Consider the following 17,095-nt stretch of genomic DNA (forward strand, 5'->3'; position numbering starts at 1 on the left):
CTTATTTCAGCTCATAGCCCGACATCCCAAACCGGCTCTTCAGGAAAGCGCAGCACCAGGAAATCCAGGAGGCTACGCAACGCCGAAGGCATATGTTTGCGTGAGGCGTACACCGCATAGATGTTCATTTGTCGTGGCTCGGCGTGCGGCAGCAAGCGCACCAACTCCCCACTGCGAATCAGCTCGCCGGCCTGATAACTGGGCAGCATCGCCACCCCTGCCCCGGCCAGCGTCACGCGCATCAACGTGCTGGCCTCGTTGGCCGTGATATTGCCGTGGACCGGCACCGACACGTGCTCTCCGTTTTCTTCGAAATGCCACAGGCTCTTGCCGAAGTAGGAGTGAGTCAGGCAATTGTGCCGGGCCAGGTCTTCGACTTTCTGCGGCGCCGGATGCTCGCGCAGATAAGCCGGTGTGGCGCACACCACCGAGCGACATACGGTCAGGCGCCGGGCGATCAGGTTAGGGTCCAGATCATTGCTGGTGCGGATCGCCAGGTCGATGCGCTCGTCCACCAGGTTCACCGTGCGATCAAGCATCTGCAAATCCACCGTCACCAGGGGGTAAAGCTTGACGTATTCGGCAATCGCCGCGCCCAGCTGCGCTTGGCCGAACGAGGTGCTGACGCTCAGGCGCAACAGACCTCGGGGTGCATCATCGGGTTCGCTGACGGCGGCCTGCATATCCCCACACAAGTCCAACAATTGCCGGCAACGCGGTAGTGTTTCCCCCCCGGCGGCAGTGAGGCTGAGCTTGCGCGTGGTGCGGTGCAGCAGGCGTGCACCCACCCAGTCTTCCAGCTCCGCCAGGTAACGCGAGACCACCGGGCGCGACAGGTCAAGGTGGTCGGCGGCGGCGGATTGGCTGCCCAGGTCCACCACGGTGACAAACACGCGCATTGCTTGAAGACGATCCATGATTTGCCCGCTTTTAGAAACAAACTATGTCCCAGCATCGCATTTTTTGTCGCGTTTTATGCAACTAAGCTCTGTGCATCCCTTATCTATGGCAGGAGCTGCCCGATGTTCTCGACCTTCAAACGCTTGACCCTGGCTACTGCCGCCCTGGCATTCGCTGCCCACGCAGCGGCGGCAGAGCTGAAACTGGACGTGTACAACCCAGGCGAAGCCGCGATCTTCCCGGTCAGCTCGGTGCTGGTGAGCGGCGAGAAAGACGCGATCCTGGTGGATGCGCAATTCGGCAAAGGCCAAGCCGAGCAACTGGTGCAGAAGATCCGCGCCAGCGGCAAACGCCTGACCACCATCTACATCAGCCATGGCGACCCGGACTACTACTTCGGCCTGGACACCCTCACCGCCGCTTTCCCCGACGCCAAGGTGCTGGCGCCGCAGCCGGTGGTCGACCATATCAACGCCACTGTCGCCGACAAGCTGGCCTTCTGGGGCCCGAAAATGGGCGCAGACAAACCGGCCAAGACCCTTGTACCGCAGGTACTTAAAGGCCACAGCCTGACCCTGGAAGGACAGCAGCTTGAAGTGGTGGGCCTCGACGGCCCGCAGCCAGATCGCAGCTTTGTGTGGATCCCGTCGATCAAGGCCGTGGTTGGTGGTGTGGTTATCGCTGAAAACATCCACGTCTGGATGGCTGATACCCAGAGCGCGCAATCCCATAAAGACTGGTTGGCCACCCTCAAGCGCATTGAAGACCTGAAACCGAACACCGTGGTGCCAGGCCATTACCTGGGCACGCCATCGCTGGCCTCGGTCAACTTCACCGCCGATTACATCAAGGCCTTCGACCTCGAAACCGCCAAGGCCAAGGACTCCGCCGGCCTGATTGCGGCCATGAAAAAACGCTACCCCACCCTCGCCGACGAAAGCTCGCTGGAACTGAGCGCCAAAGTCGCCAAGGGCGAAATGAAGTGGTAACTGGCTTTAAACCTTAACCCTGTTGGAGAACATCATGAGCAAGATTGCAATCATTGGTGCCACCGGCCGCGCCGGTAGCCAACTGCTGGAAGAAGCGCTGCGTCGCGGGCATACCGTCACCGCCATCGCCCGCAATACCGACAAGCTGGCTGTGCGCCCAGGCGTTACGGTCAAACCGGTTGATGCCCTGGATGCCGAGGCCTTGCAACACGCCATCAGCGGTAGCGACGTGGTGATCAGCGCGGCGCACTTCGCCACCCTTCCCGCCAGCGCCGTGATCGGCCCGGTGAAAAAGGCCGGGGTGAAACGTTTGTTGGTGGTCGGCGGCGCAGGTTCGCTGTTGTTGCCCGGTGGCGGGCGCGTGATCGACAGCGAAGGGTTCCCGGCTGAATATAAAGCTGAAGCCAGTGCCGGGGCTGACTTCCTGGAAACGTTGCGTCAGGAAAAGGAGCTGGATTGGACCTTCCTGTCGCCATCGGCCCTGTTCGACGGCACCGAGCGCACGGGCAAATTCCGCCTGGGCACGGATGAGCTGCTGGTGAACAGTGACGGCAACAGTTCGATCAGTTTTGCCGACTTCGCCATCGCCATGCTGGATGAAGTGGAGACACCGAAGCACTCGCGCCAGCGCTTTACGGTCGGTTACTGACCCAACGCCGTCAACGCTAAACACGATGCGAAGCGAGTAGCTCTTGATCTGCTTTTGATCTTGATCTTAAGCGCCCCGTTAAACCACGCTGGCCGGAATTCGACAGGGATTTGGGGGGTAAACCGGCAGGGATGCCGGTTTAGCCGCCCCGCGCCATGGATGGCGCGTGGCGGCGGCCCCCCAAATCACTGGCGGATTACGGGCACACCGAGCCTAGGCGAGGTGCCGAGTGGTGGGGCAAGAGCCCTTTTGGTTACTTTTGGGGCTCTTTTCCAAAAGTGACCCGCTGTAAAAGCGGAACCCTAGGTGGCCGTTACCGCAGGAATGGATATGTACACAATCCAACTGTGTCGCCTGCCAGGCCGCCTTCGCGAGCAAGCCCGCTCACAGTTGGATTGCGGGGGTGTCAGGTAGATATGTGTCGCCTGGGAGGCCGTCATCGCAGGCAAGCCAGCTCCCACATTTGGATCGCGGCGAGTCAGGTAGATTGGCGTTGGCTGTCATCCCACACTGGCTTCACTGACCAACCAATCCATCAGCTCGACCAACCCAACCGACGGTTCCTTGCCAGGCGGATACACCAGGAAATACCCCATCCCCGTCGACACCCGCAGTTCAAACGGCATCGCCAACCGCCCCGCCTTCAGATCCTCGCCAATCAGCGCACTGTCGCCCATCGCCACCCCGGTGCCCTGGGACGCTACGGTCATTGCCAAGTCCAAGGTTTCGAAGTGGTGCCGTTGGATGGGATCGCTCAAGCAGGCATTGGCAGCCTTGAGCCACAACGTCCAATCGCGCTCGTCTCGGGTCGGGTGCAACAGTACCTGATGCTGCAAATCCTGCGGCGTACGCAAACTGCCCAGCAACCCAGGCACGCAGACCGGCGTTAGGCGCTCGTCGAATAAGTGCCGCGCCTCGGCGGACTGCTCGGCGATGGGCCCATAGATCACCGCCGCGTCAAACGTCTCACGACGAAAGTCGACGTTATAGGCCACCGTCGTGGTGAGCTCCACCGGCACATCCGGGCGTTCTTTTTGCCATTGCAGCAAGCGCGGCAACAACCAGCGCATCACGCAGGTGGACGCTTTGAGCTGCAAGGTGCGGCGCCGGTCACCGATGTGCTCCACCGCGTCAGCGAGCAAGCCAAACACCTGTTGCGCGCACGCCAGCCATTCGCGCCCCTCCTCCGTCAGGCTCAAGCCCCGCGCCTGGCGCTGAAACAAGGCATAGCCCAACTGGCTTTCCAACCCGGCCACCTGCCGGCTCACCGCGCCCTGGGTGATGTGCAGGTGTTCGGCGGCACGGGTGAAGTTGCAGCACTGGGCCGTGACCCAGAAGGTGTGCAACGCAGGTAACGGAGGGAGGCGTTTCATCGGGGCGCAGCCATGACGGGAGGACATGGCGAGTATGACTTTTTATCGATTGTTGCCGCCACCGGCCAACCGCTCCAATAGCGCTTCGAATCCATCACAAGAGCGACCTGTATGGCGACCTGCGGCGAAGTATTGGTGCACCTCCTGGAACGCTACGGCGTGGACCACGTGTTCGGCATTCCCGGCGTACACACCGTGGAGCTGTACCGGGGCCTGGCGCGTTCCAGTATCCGACATGTCACCCCGCGCCACGAACAGGGCGCCGGCTTCATGGCCGACGGTTATGCGCGCACCTCTGGCAAGCCCGGCGTGTGCTTTATCATCACCGGCCCCGGCATGACCAATATCACCACCGCCATGGGCCAGGCCTATGCCGACTCGATCCCGATGCTGGTGATTTCCAGCGTGCAGGCACGCAGCCAGTTGGGCGGCGGGCGCGGCAAGTTGCATGAACTGCCGAACCAGAGCGCACTGGTGGCCGGGGTGGCGGCGTTCTCCCACACCTTGATGTCGGCGGCGGAACTGCCGGGCGTGCTGGCGCGGGCGTTTGCGTTGTTCCAGGCTGGTCGGCCGCGCCCGGTGCATATAGAGATCCCCCTGGATGTGTTGGTGGAAAATGCCGACGCGTTGCTGGGCAGCACGCCTGTCAGCGTCACCCGTGCCGGCGCAGCCCCGGCTGCCATTGAGCAGATGCGCCAGTGGCTGGCTGCGGCCAAGCGCCCGCTGATCCTGGTCGGTGGCGGCGCCATTGACGCCGCCACCGAACTGACCCACCTCGCAGACGCCCTCGGCGCGCCCGTGGCCTTGACCATTAACGCCAAGGGTATGTTGCCCGCCGCGCACCCGCTGCTGATCGGCTCCACGCAGACACTGCCCGCCACCCGTGCCTTGGTGGCTGAAGCTGACGTGGTATTGGCGATCGGCACCGAGTTGGCGGAGACCGACTACGACGTCACCTTCGCCGGCGGTTTCAACATTCCCGGAACGCTGCTGCGCATCGATATCGACCCGGACCAGACCGTACGCAACTACCCGCCCCAAGTGGCACTGGTGGCCGATGCGCGCATTGCCGCCCAAGCCCTGCTTACCGAAATCAACCGCCAGCCGCTGGCGCCGCGCACTGCCGACTGGGGTGCAGCACGCGTCGCCCGTTTGTGGGCCGAGCTGGAACCTGCCTGGGACGCTTCGACGCGTGCGCAAACCCGGTTTCTCAACGCCGTTCTGGAGGAATTGCCCGGCGTGGTGTTCGTGGGCGACTCCACTCAACCGGTGTACAGCGGCAACCTGACCCTTAACCTCGACCACCCACGCCGCTGGTTCAATTCCTCCACCGGTTACGGCACCCTGGGTTATGCCCTGCCCGCCGCCATGGGTGCCTGGCTCGGGCGCGGCGATGGCCAACCGGTGGTGTGCCTGATCGGCGACGGCGGTTTGCAATTCACCTTGCCGGAACTGGCCAGCGCGGTGGAGGCCCGTACTCCTGTGATTGTGCTGTTGTGGAATAACCAGGGTTATGAAGAGATCAAGAAGTACATGGTCAACCGTGACATCGAGCCGGTGGGTGTGGGCATCTACACGCCGGACTTTATCGGCGTGGCCACGGCCCTGGGTTGCGCGGCAGAAAGCATCCGCGGCATCGAACATCTTCGCACCGCATTGCATGCTGCTGCTGATCGCCAGGGGCCGACGCTGCTTGAAATCGACCAAGGGCGGTGGGAGTTGACGAATCTGTAATCCCGCAACGCTGGACCTGTGGCGAGGGAGCTTGCTCCCGTGACGCCCTGCCAGCCAGCGCCCAATGCGCGCTTACCTCACCCCTCGGCATCTGCATTTTTTCAATAGCCCCTGCGACTTTCTGATTTGCCCCGCTGCACGCTCCATGGCCTGATTCGCCCTTGTTCATTCAAGGCAGGCCCATGGAAAACGTTCAGGCAAAATCCACCTCCGCACTATGGCTGATGATCAGCGTAGTGCTCGTCGCTCTCAACTTGCGCCCCTCGATGGCGGCCGTGGGGCCCTTGCTGGCGTCGATTCGTGCGGATGTGCCGCTAAGTTTCAGCAGCGCCGCCTTACTGACCATGTTGCCGGTCATGGCCATGGGCCTGGCGATGTTCTTTGGCATGGGCCTGGCCAAGCGCGTGGGCGAGCATCGCAGCATTGTGCTGTCGCTGCTGGTGATTGGGCTGGCGACCTTGTCGCGGTTGTTCCTGGATTCGGCACTGGAACTCATCGTGAGTGCCATCGCGGCGGGAGTCGGCATTGCGCTGATTCAGGCATTGATGCCGGCGCTGATCAAGTCGCGGTTCAGCGCCAATGTCTCGTTATTCATGGGCCTGTATGTCACCGCGATCATGGGCGGCGCGGCCCTGGCTGCTTCGTTCTCGCCGTTGGTGCAAGCCCGGACCGGCAGTTGGCGTATCGGCCTGGCTATCTGGGCACTGCTGGCGTTGCTGGCCCTGGTGTTCTGGTATGCCCAGCGTGCGGCACTGCCGCCGTTGCCTCAAGCCGGCTCGGGCCCTCAGGAGGCTTTTTTCAGCAATCGCCGCGCCTGGTTGCTGGCGATCTTTTTTGGCCTCGGCACCGCGTCCTACACCTGTGTGCTGGCGTGGCTGGCGCCCTACTACGTCGAGCAGGGTTGGAGTGAACAGAATGCCGGCTTGCTGCTGGGCTTCTTGACCGCCATGGAAGTGATCTCCGGCCTGGTCACCCCGGCCATCGCCAACCGCCGCCAGGATAAGCGTGGCGTGGTGGCGGTGTTGCTGGTGCTGATCATCCTGGGTTTCTGCGGGCTCATTCTCAGCCCGCAACACTGGAGCCTGTTGTGGCCATGCCTGCTCGGCCTGGGGATTGGCGGCCTGTTTCCGATGAGCCTGATCCTGTCCCTGGACCACCTCGACAACCCGCGCCGCGCCGGTGGCCTTACCGCGTTTGTGCAGGGCATCGGTTATCTGATCGCCGGCCTGTCGCCGCTCATTGCCGGCATGATCCGCGACCAATTGGGCAGCTTCGAATGGGCCTGGTGGTCATTGATGGCAGTGAGCGGGCTGATGCTGCTGATCGTTATGCGTTTCAACCAGGCGCATTACGCACGCCATATCCGCTGACGTCGTATTACAAACATTTTTTGTCCCACACAAAACATTGAAGGGCCCTACAGAGCTTTCTATTGGTACGAGCGTTCCGTTAACATTTTGCTCAGTCTTGTACTGAGTTCGGTACAAAGGGTTTACGGACGAAACCGATGCTAAACAGTAACTTGCTCAGAAAGCTCGATATGCAGGATTTGATGGTGTTTATCGCCGTCTACGACCAGAGCAGCGTTACCGAGGTGTCTGAAACGCTGTTCGTCAGCCAGTCCACCGTGAGCTATAGCCTGAAGAAGCTGCGCACCAGCTTTGAAGATGAGCTGTTTATCAACACCCGCGCAGGCATGCGTCCTACGTACAAGGCCACCACCATGTACGAGCACGTGCACAAGATTCTGGAAAGCATCAACCTGTGCCATGCCGGTGGCCAGGCTTTTGATCCGACCCAACAGGCCGTGACCTTCAATGTGTGCGCGCCGGAATATTTCGAACAGTTGATCCTGCCGCGCCTGCTGAAACGCTTCGACCATGCCGACCTGCCGGTAATCGTCAATGTGCAGAAGCTGGAGACCGACATCCCCGCCGACGACCTGCGTGAAGGTCGCCTGGACCTGGTGATCTGCTTCGGCCCGCACTTTCACCGCGCTCACAAAGACTTCAAGACCCAGATGCTGTTGGAGGACGACTTGGTCTGCGTGTGCGACCAACGCTCAGCGCCGAGAGAACAGGCGTTCAGCCTGCAATCTTTCGTTGAGCGGCGCCACGTATTCCCTACGCCGTGGACCTCCGACACCAACATGATCGATGGCTGGCTTGCGCGCCAGGCCCGCAAGCGTCAGGTGATTGCACGGGCCAACAGCTACAGCGCGGCATTGAAGATGATTGCCGGCACCGACTTCATCGTCACCTTGCCCCGCCGCGTGCAAAAGTTACTGGCACCGGCGCCGGCATTCGGTGTTTGCGAAGCACCTAACGGTTTGCCGGGGTTCACCCTGGATATGCAGTGGAACGAAACCAGTGGGCAGGACAGCGCCAATACCTGGTTTCGGGAACAAGTGGTGAAGGTGTGTGCGGATCAGGGTTTGTTATAGGAACGCGCCTGATCAAGCTCTCCACACCCTAATCAGATAGCCAGTGACGTTCGGCGCTTAGTGACAGCCTGTGACGCGACATCCCGAGCGACAGGGCAATCGATATGGCAGTCTGCTATTACTTTGACCATCCACGCCAGAAACTGCTTTACGGCACCTGAACGCTCACGCCCCGGCACGCATACAGCTGAAAACTGCGCGCCCGGAATCTTGATGTCGGGTCTGTAAGGAATCAGCAATCCATTCGCAACATAGTCTGCCGCCAAGACCGTGCTCGCTAGCGTCAAGCCATGCCCGGCAATAGCGGCCTGGAGCGCAAAATGCTCATCGTTGTATTCACGATAGACCGCGTTTGATAGCCAACTTTCATGATTCGCAGCCGCGCACCAGGACGCCCAACTAATTGAAGCGGGCGATGACGTCGCCCAACGTATATTTATAAGTTTCAACGAAGTTTTAACTTCCTCTTGCCTCCAGTGGGCATGAGAGAAAACACCAAACTGTTCGCGCATAAGCGCGTGGCTGTACAAGTCTGGAAAATCGCGAAACCCACAACGAATCGCTAAATCAACAGATGAGTCACGAAACAAATCCACCACTTCATTACTGGTTTCAACACTGACATGAACGTCTGGATGTTCGCTATAAAATTTCGCCAGCCGAGGGATCAACCATAAAGACGCAAATGCCGGCGTGGTAGAAACTCGGAGTGTGTTGGAGTCGGCGGGTGGCTTGAGCGAAGACATACTACCGCTTATATCCAGAAACGAAAGATGCACCTTTGAATATAGCCTCTCACCGTTCGCTGTGAGTTGAACACCGTGGGGAGTGCGCACAAAAAGCATACTACCCAGTAAGTTTTCAAGTGCTTTTATTTGTTGTGATACTGCCGCTGGGGTAACAAACAACTCTGCGGAGGCTGCTTTAAACCCACCGAGTCTTGCGGCAGATTCAAATGCACGAATGGCTGTCAACGGCAATTTTGCGAACATTAATCAATCCCCCTTCCATGGTAAAAAAACTAAGCCAGGCTTACTTTATCTGATTTGCCTTCGCTTTCATAGAAGTGAATTCTAGGCTACGCCACCTAGCCGGTAACAGGAGGCGCGTCGATCGAGAATGTCGAGTCCATACTGACTGCGCTTGCGGATTGACGAAATTCTTTAGTCTAACTAAATGACACTGGCCTATATACGGTCTATCCCTGAGTGCACTTCAGCGTTCATGGAGTAGGTCTCGTTGCGCCTTTTTTAGAGCACATGGTGCATTCATGGAAAAGAACATACCTATCATTGACGTCGGTAGTTTGACGCAGGGAGCAGAGATATCACCACGTCTAGTAAAGGAGATCGACAACGCGTGCAGGGAGGTCGGATTTTTCACCGTCGTCAATCACGGTGTAGATAACACGCTTATTTCAACTGTCTTCTCTCAAATAGAATCGTTTTTTGACCTGCCTGTTCAGGCCAAGGAAAAAATCGAAATTCATAAATCCCCCTATATGCGTGGCTACTTTAGCGAAGGCGCTGATAAGTCGGATGGCATATTGGGCGATGTCAAAGAGGGTTTTGACATGGCCGCGGACTTGTCGCTTGACGACGAGTTCGTAAAAGCCAAATTACCTTTTTACGGCCCCAATGTATGGCCAGAGGAATTACCCGACTTCAAGCTTGCGATGAGGGAATATCACTCGCAAATGCTTGCGTTCGGAAAAAAACTGCTAAACGTGTTTGCCCTTGCTCTCAATATGCCGATCGATTACTTCGATGATAAATTCAAGAAGCCGATGGCCCAATTGAGAGTCCTGCGTTATCCCTCCACCCAATATACGCAGGGAGCGCCGATGGGTGCTGGAGAGCATACAGACTTCGGCTGGATAACCATGATCTCGGAAAGTGCCACCGGGGGGTTGGAGGTACAGAGTGCCAACGGCACCTGGATCAAAGTCAAACCCATCCCAAATGCCTTTGTCGTCAATGTCGGGGATCTAATGTCTCGCTGGACGAATGACCGTTACAAGGCAACGCTGCATCGAGTGATAAATACCTCCGGCAAATTACGCCATTCGGCGGCGTTCTTTATGGACCCAGACTACACCGCCAAAGTGGAGTGCCTGCCCAGCTGTTGCGCAGACGGCAGTCCTGCGAAATACGGAGCGATCATCGCGGGTGAGTACATGGACCAGAGGTTCTTGGAAACCACCACATTTCGTGAACTTGAACCCAACTAGTAGGAGTATTGAACGTGCTAGGTAAAGAATACACATTCTATCTATCAGCGATCGTAGCGATACTGGGCACCGTGGGCTATCACATGCTCATGAAGAAAATACCGTCTACGATCAACCCCTTGGTTTCAATTGTCAGTATTTATGTGGCGATCGTTATCCTGTCCACCTTGATGTTGCCGTTTTTTTTGGGCAGTGGAACGTTACTCGCGGGCTTGAAGCAAATGACCTGGCTTCAGGGAGGCATCGCGTTTTGCATCTTGATGATGGAAATCGGCTTTTTGATGATGTATCGCAGTGGATGGGACCTCAGTACGGGCAATATCGTTACCGGCGCCATTATCAATATTGCGCTCGGCTTTATCGGGGTATTTCTGCTTAAAGAAGGACTCTCTTATTTAAATATTGCCGGTGTTTTATTGTGCATCGTCGGCGTGATACTGATCGGCTACAAATCCAGTAGCAGCGAACAACCCGTGGACGCGGATACGCACGCTACGGTCTCGCTAGTACCACCTTCACTGGTGCCAGATGCAACACCAAAAGAACCCTAGCCAGCCGTACACCTGCAATACATCTCTGGCATTGTGTATGCACACATATTCAAACCCCGCCGTTAGTTCCACATGCGCACGGAAGTGATTACACCTGTCCAGGCATGATCGGTTGTTCAATGCTAGCCCCCAAACCAGCTCAATAAGCGTTTCAGTGATTTTGCTCTTGAAGGTGATGAGATGTCTTTACTGTATGCTGATAATTATCTGCGCGCCATCAAAGACGCCAACGTGAAAACCCTGCTTATTTCAATAGCTAAAGAGCGAAGACTGTTGCCATCGGTGATGATACTAAGTGCAATAGCATCCTTCACTGTAGGGGGCATATTCCTGGCGTATACTCAACAGATCGTTGCGGTACTCGGTGCGATTATCTTGATTGCCCTTGCCAAAATCTGGTCCTGGTACCTGAGCCACGATTGCGCGCACAATTCTGTTTTCAAGTCGAAGAAAGTCAATTCTGTCATCGGAGAGTTGCTGTCTTTCCTTAACGGCCTCTCTTTCTTTTCATTTGAAGCCTATAGAAAAGATCATGTTCGCCATCATGCCGAAAAAATTGATATTGGTGGGTTCGATAGTGGTCACTTTGCTGTCGCTCATCCGAGGCTATTCAGTGCAATCATTGTTGCAGAAAAAATATATCTTCCCGCCTTCTACTATGTGATCAAGCTTACCAATATTTACTCCGTGATATTCAGCGGCAGCAGGCGCGAAGTTGCAAGGGGTATTGGAAGCCTGTGCATTTACATTGTAGCCTTCGCTACGTTTGCCCGGTTCTCCCTGATACTTGTGGTGGTATGGCAAGCCTCCTCCTTCCTTAGGATACACATCGTACGATTCGTCGACTGTTTCCAGCATTCTTTCCAGCAGGTGTATACGGCGGGAGAAAAGCTAACCCATGGAAAACACTACGAAATCCAGAATACCTTCTCCGTACCGGTGGCAAGAAAGTTTACCTTCCTCAATCTGATTATTTTGAATTTTGGTTACCACGCGGCCCACCACTGCTTTCCAACATGCCCTTGGTATATGTTGCCACAACTGGAAGCTGCCATAACCAAACAGTTGAGGCTTTACGGAATAACGGACACAAGAGAAGAAAGCACGCCATTCTTCAACTTCATGACTGCCTACCATCGTGGGCGGTTATCAAGAATCATCAGCACCGATGAAGGACAACCCTACGATGCTGATGGCCAATTTAACACCCACCATTTCACCGGTGCGTACACAGATAAGCTCTTAGGTTGAGTCACCCACTCAGGTCGGGCCTTATCAAAGCATGGACACTGTCAGGTCGTGGATACGGAGACCCCCACCTCAGCGCTTGAAAGTCGTAACTTACTTATAACTCAACTCATGACAAATCAATCAGATCTATAAAGGAGTGCGTGTGGACGATTCATGTGCAGACGCCAACAGCTTCTGGCTGACGGCTGTTGAAAAAGAGAGTATTCGGGACGCGCTCATAGACATTTGTTACGAGCCAACGGGAGGGCGAGACTACATCCACCTCATTCGCATGACCGCTTATCAAAAGTTTCCCGCGCGACTTCTAAAAAAGCTTGAATCACTTAAAGATGACGATGCTTCTTATTGTGTATTTGAGAACCTTCCGATTGATGACACATTTGGCAGCCCGCAAGGCGACGCTAATAGCTTGAACTTCAAAAGTGGTTATCTTTCTGAAAATGTGCTGGTTGCCCTGGGCAGTTTGATAGCGGAGCCCTACTCCATCAAGCATGAGGGGCCAAAACTGGTCAATGACTTGGTACCGCATCCGGAGGCCGTAGGCGAGTATACCGGCAACGGTTCGGACCTGGAGTTGGACCTGCACACCGAAAATGCCTTTCAGGCTTATGACTCCCGTGGAGACACCTCGCCGCTGGCTCTTCTGCTTCTCGGCGTTCGCGGTGACCCTGCCGGGGTGGGCCCGAAAACCTGGGTGGCCGATGCGAGGGAAGCCCTTCAGGTTCTGGAACAGGCCGATATTGAAATCCTACATGGCAAACATTTCATCATTCGTCAGCCCTACCGCTGGAGGAACAGTGCCGCAGGCGCGAAAGAAACTCATGTGTACCCAATTCTGAGCGGCCCGCTGACTCACCCTAGAGTCACTGCTGCGTTTTACCCGGACATGGTAATTGCCGCTGATCACGAAGCACAAAATACCCTGTTGAGGTTTTACAACGCGCTTAAAAGCGTAGCGCGGCCGCTGGACATTCAACCTGGCAAGTTGGTGTACATCAACAATCGTTTCATGCTCCATTCGCGTGACAAGTTCACCCCCAGTTTCGATCCAGAGGGGCATGCGTATCGTTGGATCCAGCGTTTGTTCATCACGAACAACTTGTGGAACTTCCGTTCATTCAACAAGTGTGGCGCGCGGATATTCGAACCCGTTACTCGATGATATAAAGAGATAAATTAAATGTCGAACCATAAGCCATATACATCAATTATTCATAATATAGGCACTTTCCTCACGGGTGATCTCGCGTCTCCACTCATTACAGCAGATACCCTCGTCAGTGTTGATGGAATGATCACCTACGTGGGTCAGGCAGCAGATGTGGATTTTTCACACGCAGACCTGCTGATTGACGCCAAGCAGAGCACGGTCATGCCAGGTTTGATCGACAACCACACTCACCCGACCCTGGGTGAGTACAGCCCGCGCTCTGGCAACCACAATTGGATCTGGCACTCCTTGCAGGGCGGCGTGACGACCATGATCTCTGCCGGGGAAGTGCACGTTCCGGGGCTACCGACCGACAGGGTCGGTACTATCGCCATGGCAATCGCAGCGCAGCGCTCTTTCTCCAATGCGCGCCCTAGCGGAATAAAAATGGAAGCCGGCGCGCCACTGCTCAACGATGAATTTTCGGATGAGGATTTCGCCGCAATGGTTGCTCAAGGCATCAACCAACTGGGAGAGGTCGGGATAGGCCCGGTCAAGTCAGTCAGTCGTGCAGCTGAATTGGTCAAGATGGCTCGCAAACACGGCATGACTTCCATTACCCACACGGGCGGTCCTTCAATTTCTACCTCCCAGAGCATGGGTGCAGAAGAGATCCTTGAAATTGCGCCCGATATCATCGGGCACATCAATGGCGGCTATACCGCACTGGCACCCAGCCAAATCAGATGCCTGTGTGAAGGCTGTCTGGGTGCCCTGGAAATCGTACATAACGGCAACGAGTTCGCGGCGGTCACCACCCTGAATTACGCACGAGAAATGAACCAACTGGACCGTATCGTCATTGGCACGGATTCCCCTGCCGGATGTGGGGTTCCCGCGCTTGGCATGCTCAGGGCAATTGCCTTGCTCAGTAGTTTCGGCGACGTTCCACCGGAAAAGGCCGTCTGTTTCGCAACGGGTAACACCGCCAAGGTGAGAAAGTTGAATCGGGGGATTCTGGGCGTCGGAAGAGAAGCCGACATTCTGATCGCCTGTGGGCCTTTGGGAGGAGCGCAACCCAGCGTACTTGGAAGTTTAAGCAGTGGTGACCTTCCAAGTATTACCTCGATTCTGATCGATGGGCGCCTGGTCGTGAGGCAATCCAGGAACTCGCCACCGCCATCTGTCACACCTGAAATAACTCTGCGTACCTAATAGCAGCGTCCCGAAAGGGACGTCGCCTCGAGAGCACTCATATGCATAGAATTCTGCCCGAAATTACGCGCAGAGGGCCTACCGTACTCGCATGCGGTTGCGCAATTGGATTGGCTATTCCCTATCTTGCAGACTTGGCGAGGCCATTGCTCCCCGTCATGGTTTTCATATTTGTTCTGGGCACTCTCCTGCGTATTAACAACGCTGAAGTCATCACTGCAGCCAGAAACTTGAAAATATCCCTGATATTTCCAGCCCTGATGGTGGTGGCTTGCCCTTATATTTTTGGAATGCTTTCGCTTTACCTCACCGGCAATCAAGAACTTTCCCTTGCGATAGCCATCGCTGTTGCCGCCCCGCCCGCCAGCGGAAATGCAGCCGTCGCGAGAATGCTCGGGCTTGACCCTTCCATGTCACTGGTGACTGCGCTCTGCTCAATGGCAATTATCCCTGTCACCGCTCCGCTGATACTCCACCTATTCGCTGATGGCCTTTCACTCTCCTTGAACCCCGTTGATCTGGCGATCAGACTGGCCGTGTTGATAGGAGGCGCCGAAGGCGCTGCTATTTTGATACGTCGTTTTTCGCACACCTTCGTCGCCACGCACGGCCTGGCTATTGACGGTATTGTCGTCATCGCGCTTTTCCTCTTTGCAGTAGGCACGATGGCGGGCATGCAGCAGGTAATTCTGGAGACCCCGTCGTTGGCCATCTCGATGATCGCCATTGCCTATTGCATCAACGTCTGCCTGCAGCTCCTCATGGGCTGCTTATATCCCGGGTCATTGATCGCCAAGTTCACCATGGCACTCAACGGTGGCAATAGAAATGTTGGACTATTATGGTCTGCTCTTGGTGTCAGCTTATCGCCCACAATGGCGTTGTATTTTGCATGCTGCCAACTGCCTATTCACACCATGCCGAAGATACTGCAGTTTGTTTTACCCAGAGTTGAAAGCTATTTGAATAAACTGGTTTTAAGCAAGAATCGAATCTGAGCTATTACTGCCTGGAACTGCATAAAAATGATACTCACGCCAGAAAATATCAGGCAGATTGCCGAACGCTCTTCGCTGGAGACTACTGCCTGCTCTTGTATTCGGGGCTTGTCGCAGGGGTGGGAAACCTTACCCAAAACACTCGAGGCGAGCAGCCTGTTGCGCTTCATAGGCGAAATCCCGACCGATAGGGCACAAGAACTCAGCCTTGAGGAATACCACCCGAACGGTACCCATTTCTGGTCTGAAGACGCGCCTATCTGCTTTGATTTCTTTCCTTATAATATTTCAAGCGTCTGGGGCTGTAAGTGTTGCGCGCGAGCATTCCTCAGGTTTACGGAAGCAGGCGCCTATCACTCCGAACAACGTATCCGTATTTTGCGTGCGTCGCTGATTGGCAACCCCGTTCAAGAAGAGCACGTTCAGGATTAGCCGTTCTTGAGGCGCCCCCCTCCTTCCCCTAGCACGGGTATAAACCTCAGGCTTTATTCGCTACCAACCCGCGATCACTCATGAATGCCTCCAGCCGCGAGCGCATCCAGCGTTCCGCCGGGTCTGTGTCAACGTGGCTGAGCCACACCATGGACAAATCCAGGGTCGGGGTTTCGAACGGGAACGGCTCGCAGAACAGATTCCCGCTGGCGGCCATAGCCTGGGCGGTGTAATCCGGCAGGCTGGCGATCATGTCGGTGCCGGCAAGCAAGGCCGGCAACGAACTGTATTGCGGCACCGAGAGCACTACATGGCGTTTGCGGCCCACCTCTGCCAGCCACTCATCGGCAAACCCGGCCACATTGGCGGTGTGGGACACCAGCACGTGGGGCCGTGCGCAATATTCGTCAAGGGTCAGCGGGGTGTCCGAGGCATCGGCGCGCAGCAGGCACGGGCGGATGTGCCGCAATAGCTTGCGCTTGGCATTGGCCGGCAACCCGCGGGTCTGGGTGATGCCGACGGTAATATCGCCAGAAGCCAGCAGGTCGGGAATGCGCCAATAATCCACATGCTGCACCACGAACACCACCTGCGGCGCTTCCTGACGCAAGGCCCGTAGCAAGGGTGGCAGCAGGCCGAACTCAACGTCATCGGACAGGCCGATGCGGAAAGTCATGGTGCTGATGGACGGGTCGAAATCATGGGTCAGGCTCAGGGCCGAAGACAGCGAGTCGAGGGCCGGCGACAGGTGCTGGATGATCTCCTCGGCGCGCGCCGTAGGCTCCATGCGATGGCCGACACGAATAAACAGTGGGTCGTTGAAGAGGGTACGCAGGCGGTTGAGGGCCGAACTGATGGTCGGTTGGCCGAGAAACAGCTTCTCCGCCACCCGCGTCACATTGCGCTCGAGCATCAGTGCTTCAAAGACCACCATCAGATTGATGTCAGCCTTGCGTAATTCATTGCGATTCATCGGCGCCTGCCCCTTTCCCCAAGACAAGCGGCAGTTTAGGAAGGCTGCGGGGCTGCGTCTATGTGCGTACTGCTCAATAAACGGGTTGGGGACGGTAAATCTGCGTTTGAAGGTTGCCGCTGCGCATAAAAATGTGGGAGCGGGCTTGCTCGCGAAGGCGGTGGATCAGCCGACGACTCCGTTGACTGACACACCGCCTTCGCGAGC

16 protein-coding genes are annotated in these 17,095 nt (G+C 56.5%); 12 read left to right on the forward strand and 4 right to left on the reverse strand.

Going from position 1 to position 17,095, the window contains the following annotated elements; genetic code table 11:
* Positions 1 to 11: 11 nt before the first annotated feature.
* Positions 12 to 917, reverse strand: a complete 906-nt coding sequence (locus GIW79_RS15725) for a LysR family transcriptional regulator (protein ID WP_096143699.1) — start codon at positions 915 to 917, stop codon at positions 12 to 14.
* Positions 918 to 1,022: 105 nt separating this feature from the next.
* On the opposite strand from GIW79_RS15725, the gene GIW79_RS15730 reads away from it, so the two are divergent.
* Both GIW79_RS15730 and GIW79_RS15735 read left to right on the forward strand, forming a co-directional pair.
* The gene (locus tag GIW79_RS15730) at positions 1,023 to 1,889 is read left to right on the forward strand and encodes an MBL fold metallo-hydrolase (protein ID WP_236454514.1); all 867 of its coding nucleotides are present in this window, start codon (positions 1,023 to 1,025) and stop codon (positions 1,887 to 1,889) included.
* 34 nt (positions 1,890 to 1,923) lie between these two features.
* Entirely contained in the window at positions 1,924 to 2,538 is a 615-nt protein-coding gene (locus tag GIW79_RS15735) for an NAD(P)-dependent oxidoreductase (RefSeq protein ID WP_236454517.1), read from the forward strand.
* Positions 2,539 to 3,038: 500 nt separating this feature from the next.
* Here GIW79_RS15735 and GIW79_RS15740 read toward each other — a convergent pair whose 3' ends face one another.
* Positions 3,039 to 3,911 carry a LysR substrate-binding domain-containing protein gene (locus GIW79_RS15740; RefSeq protein WP_236454520.1) on the reverse strand — a complete coding sequence of 291 codons (873 nt, stop codon included), beginning with the start codon at positions 3,909 to 3,911 and terminating at the stop codon, positions 3,039 to 3,041.
* Positions 3,912 to 4,022: 111 nt separating this feature from the next.
* On the opposite strand from GIW79_RS15740, the gene GIW79_RS15745 reads away from it, so the two are divergent.
* From GIW79_RS15745 to GIW79_RS15755, 3 genes are all read left to right on the forward strand, one after another.
* The gene (locus GIW79_RS15745; RefSeq protein WP_236454523.1) at positions 4,023 to 5,645 is read left to right on the forward strand and encodes a 5-guanidino-2-oxopentanoate decarboxylase; all 1,623 of its coding nucleotides are present in this window, start codon (positions 4,023 to 4,025) and stop codon (positions 5,643 to 5,645) included.
* Between the two features lie 182 nt (positions 5,646 to 5,827).
* Complete coding sequence (locus tag GIW79_RS15750) at positions 5,828 to 7,015, forward strand: cyanate transporter (RefSeq protein WP_236454526.1); 1,188 nt, start codon at positions 5,828 to 5,830, stop codon at positions 7,013 to 7,015.
* Between the two features lie 137 nt (positions 7,016 to 7,152).
* Entirely contained in the window at positions 7,153 to 8,088 is a 936-nt protein-coding gene (locus GIW79_RS15755) for a LysR family transcriptional regulator (protein WP_034126603.1), read from the forward strand.
* Positions 8,089 to 8,120: 32 nt separating this feature from the next.
* On the opposite strand, the gene GIW79_RS15760 is transcribed toward GIW79_RS15755, so the two are convergent.
* Positions 8,121 to 9,080, reverse strand: a complete 960-nt coding sequence (locus GIW79_RS15760) for a LysR substrate-binding domain-containing protein (protein ID WP_197900765.1) — start codon at positions 9,078 to 9,080, stop codon at positions 8,121 to 8,123.
* Between the two features lie 278 nt (positions 9,081 to 9,358).
* Between GIW79_RS15760 and GIW79_RS15765 the strand changes: the two genes are divergently transcribed.
* The 7 genes from GIW79_RS15765 to GIW79_RS15795 all read left to right on the forward strand — a co-directional run bounded on the left by GIW79_RS15765 (position 9,359) and on the right by GIW79_RS15795 (position 15,915).
* Positions 9,359 to 10,318 carry an isopenicillin N synthase family dioxygenase gene (locus GIW79_RS15765; protein WP_034126602.1) on the forward strand — a complete coding sequence of 320 codons (960 nt, stop codon included), beginning with the start codon at positions 9,359 to 9,361 and terminating at the stop codon, positions 10,316 to 10,318.
* Positions 10,319 to 10,332: 14 nt separating this feature from the next.
* Entirely contained in the window at positions 10,333 to 10,869 is a 537-nt protein-coding gene (locus GIW79_RS15770; RefSeq protein WP_057975672.1) for a hypothetical protein, read from the forward strand.
* 180 nt (positions 10,870 to 11,049) lie between these two features.
* Positions 11,050 to 12,120, forward strand: a complete 1,071-nt coding sequence (locus GIW79_RS15775) for a fatty acid desaturase family protein (protein ID WP_072446814.1) — start codon at positions 11,050 to 11,052, stop codon at positions 12,118 to 12,120.
* Positions 12,121 to 12,262: 142 nt separating this feature from the next.
* Positions 12,263 to 13,282 carry a TauD/TfdA family dioxygenase gene (locus tag GIW79_RS15780; protein ID WP_236454529.1) on the forward strand — a complete coding sequence of 340 codons (1,020 nt, stop codon included), beginning with the start codon at positions 12,263 to 12,265 and terminating at the stop codon, positions 13,280 to 13,282.
* Between the two features lie 18 nt (positions 13,283 to 13,300).
* On the forward strand, positions 13,301 to 14,485 hold the full coding sequence (locus tag GIW79_RS15785) for an amidohydrolase family protein (RefSeq protein ID WP_236454532.1): 1,185 nt from the start codon (positions 13,301 to 13,303) through the stop codon (positions 14,483 to 14,485).
* Positions 14,486 to 14,595: 110 nt separating this feature from the next.
* On the forward strand, positions 14,596 to 15,483 hold the full coding sequence (locus GIW79_RS15790) for a hypothetical protein (RefSeq protein ID WP_233098214.1): 888 nt from the start codon (positions 14,596 to 14,598) through the stop codon (positions 15,481 to 15,483).
* Positions 15,484 to 15,510: 27 nt separating this feature from the next.
* Positions 15,511 to 15,915, forward strand: a complete 405-nt coding sequence (locus GIW79_RS15795) for a hypothetical protein (protein WP_054920030.1) — start codon at positions 15,511 to 15,513, stop codon at positions 15,913 to 15,915.
* A 46-nt stretch (positions 15,916 to 15,961) separates the two neighbouring features.
* On the opposite strand, the gene GIW79_RS15800 is transcribed toward GIW79_RS15795, so the two are convergent.
* Entirely contained in the window at positions 15,962 to 16,888 is a 927-nt protein-coding gene (locus GIW79_RS15800; protein WP_003189553.1) for a LysR substrate-binding domain-containing protein, read from the reverse strand.
* Positions 16,889 to 17,095: the final 207 nt, after the last annotated feature.

This window comes from Pseudomonas sp. PA-7-1E, from assembly GCF_021605325.1.
GTDB lineage: Bacteria > Pseudomonadota > Gammaproteobacteria > Pseudomonadales > Pseudomonadaceae > Aquipseudomonas > Aquipseudomonas fluorescens_BV.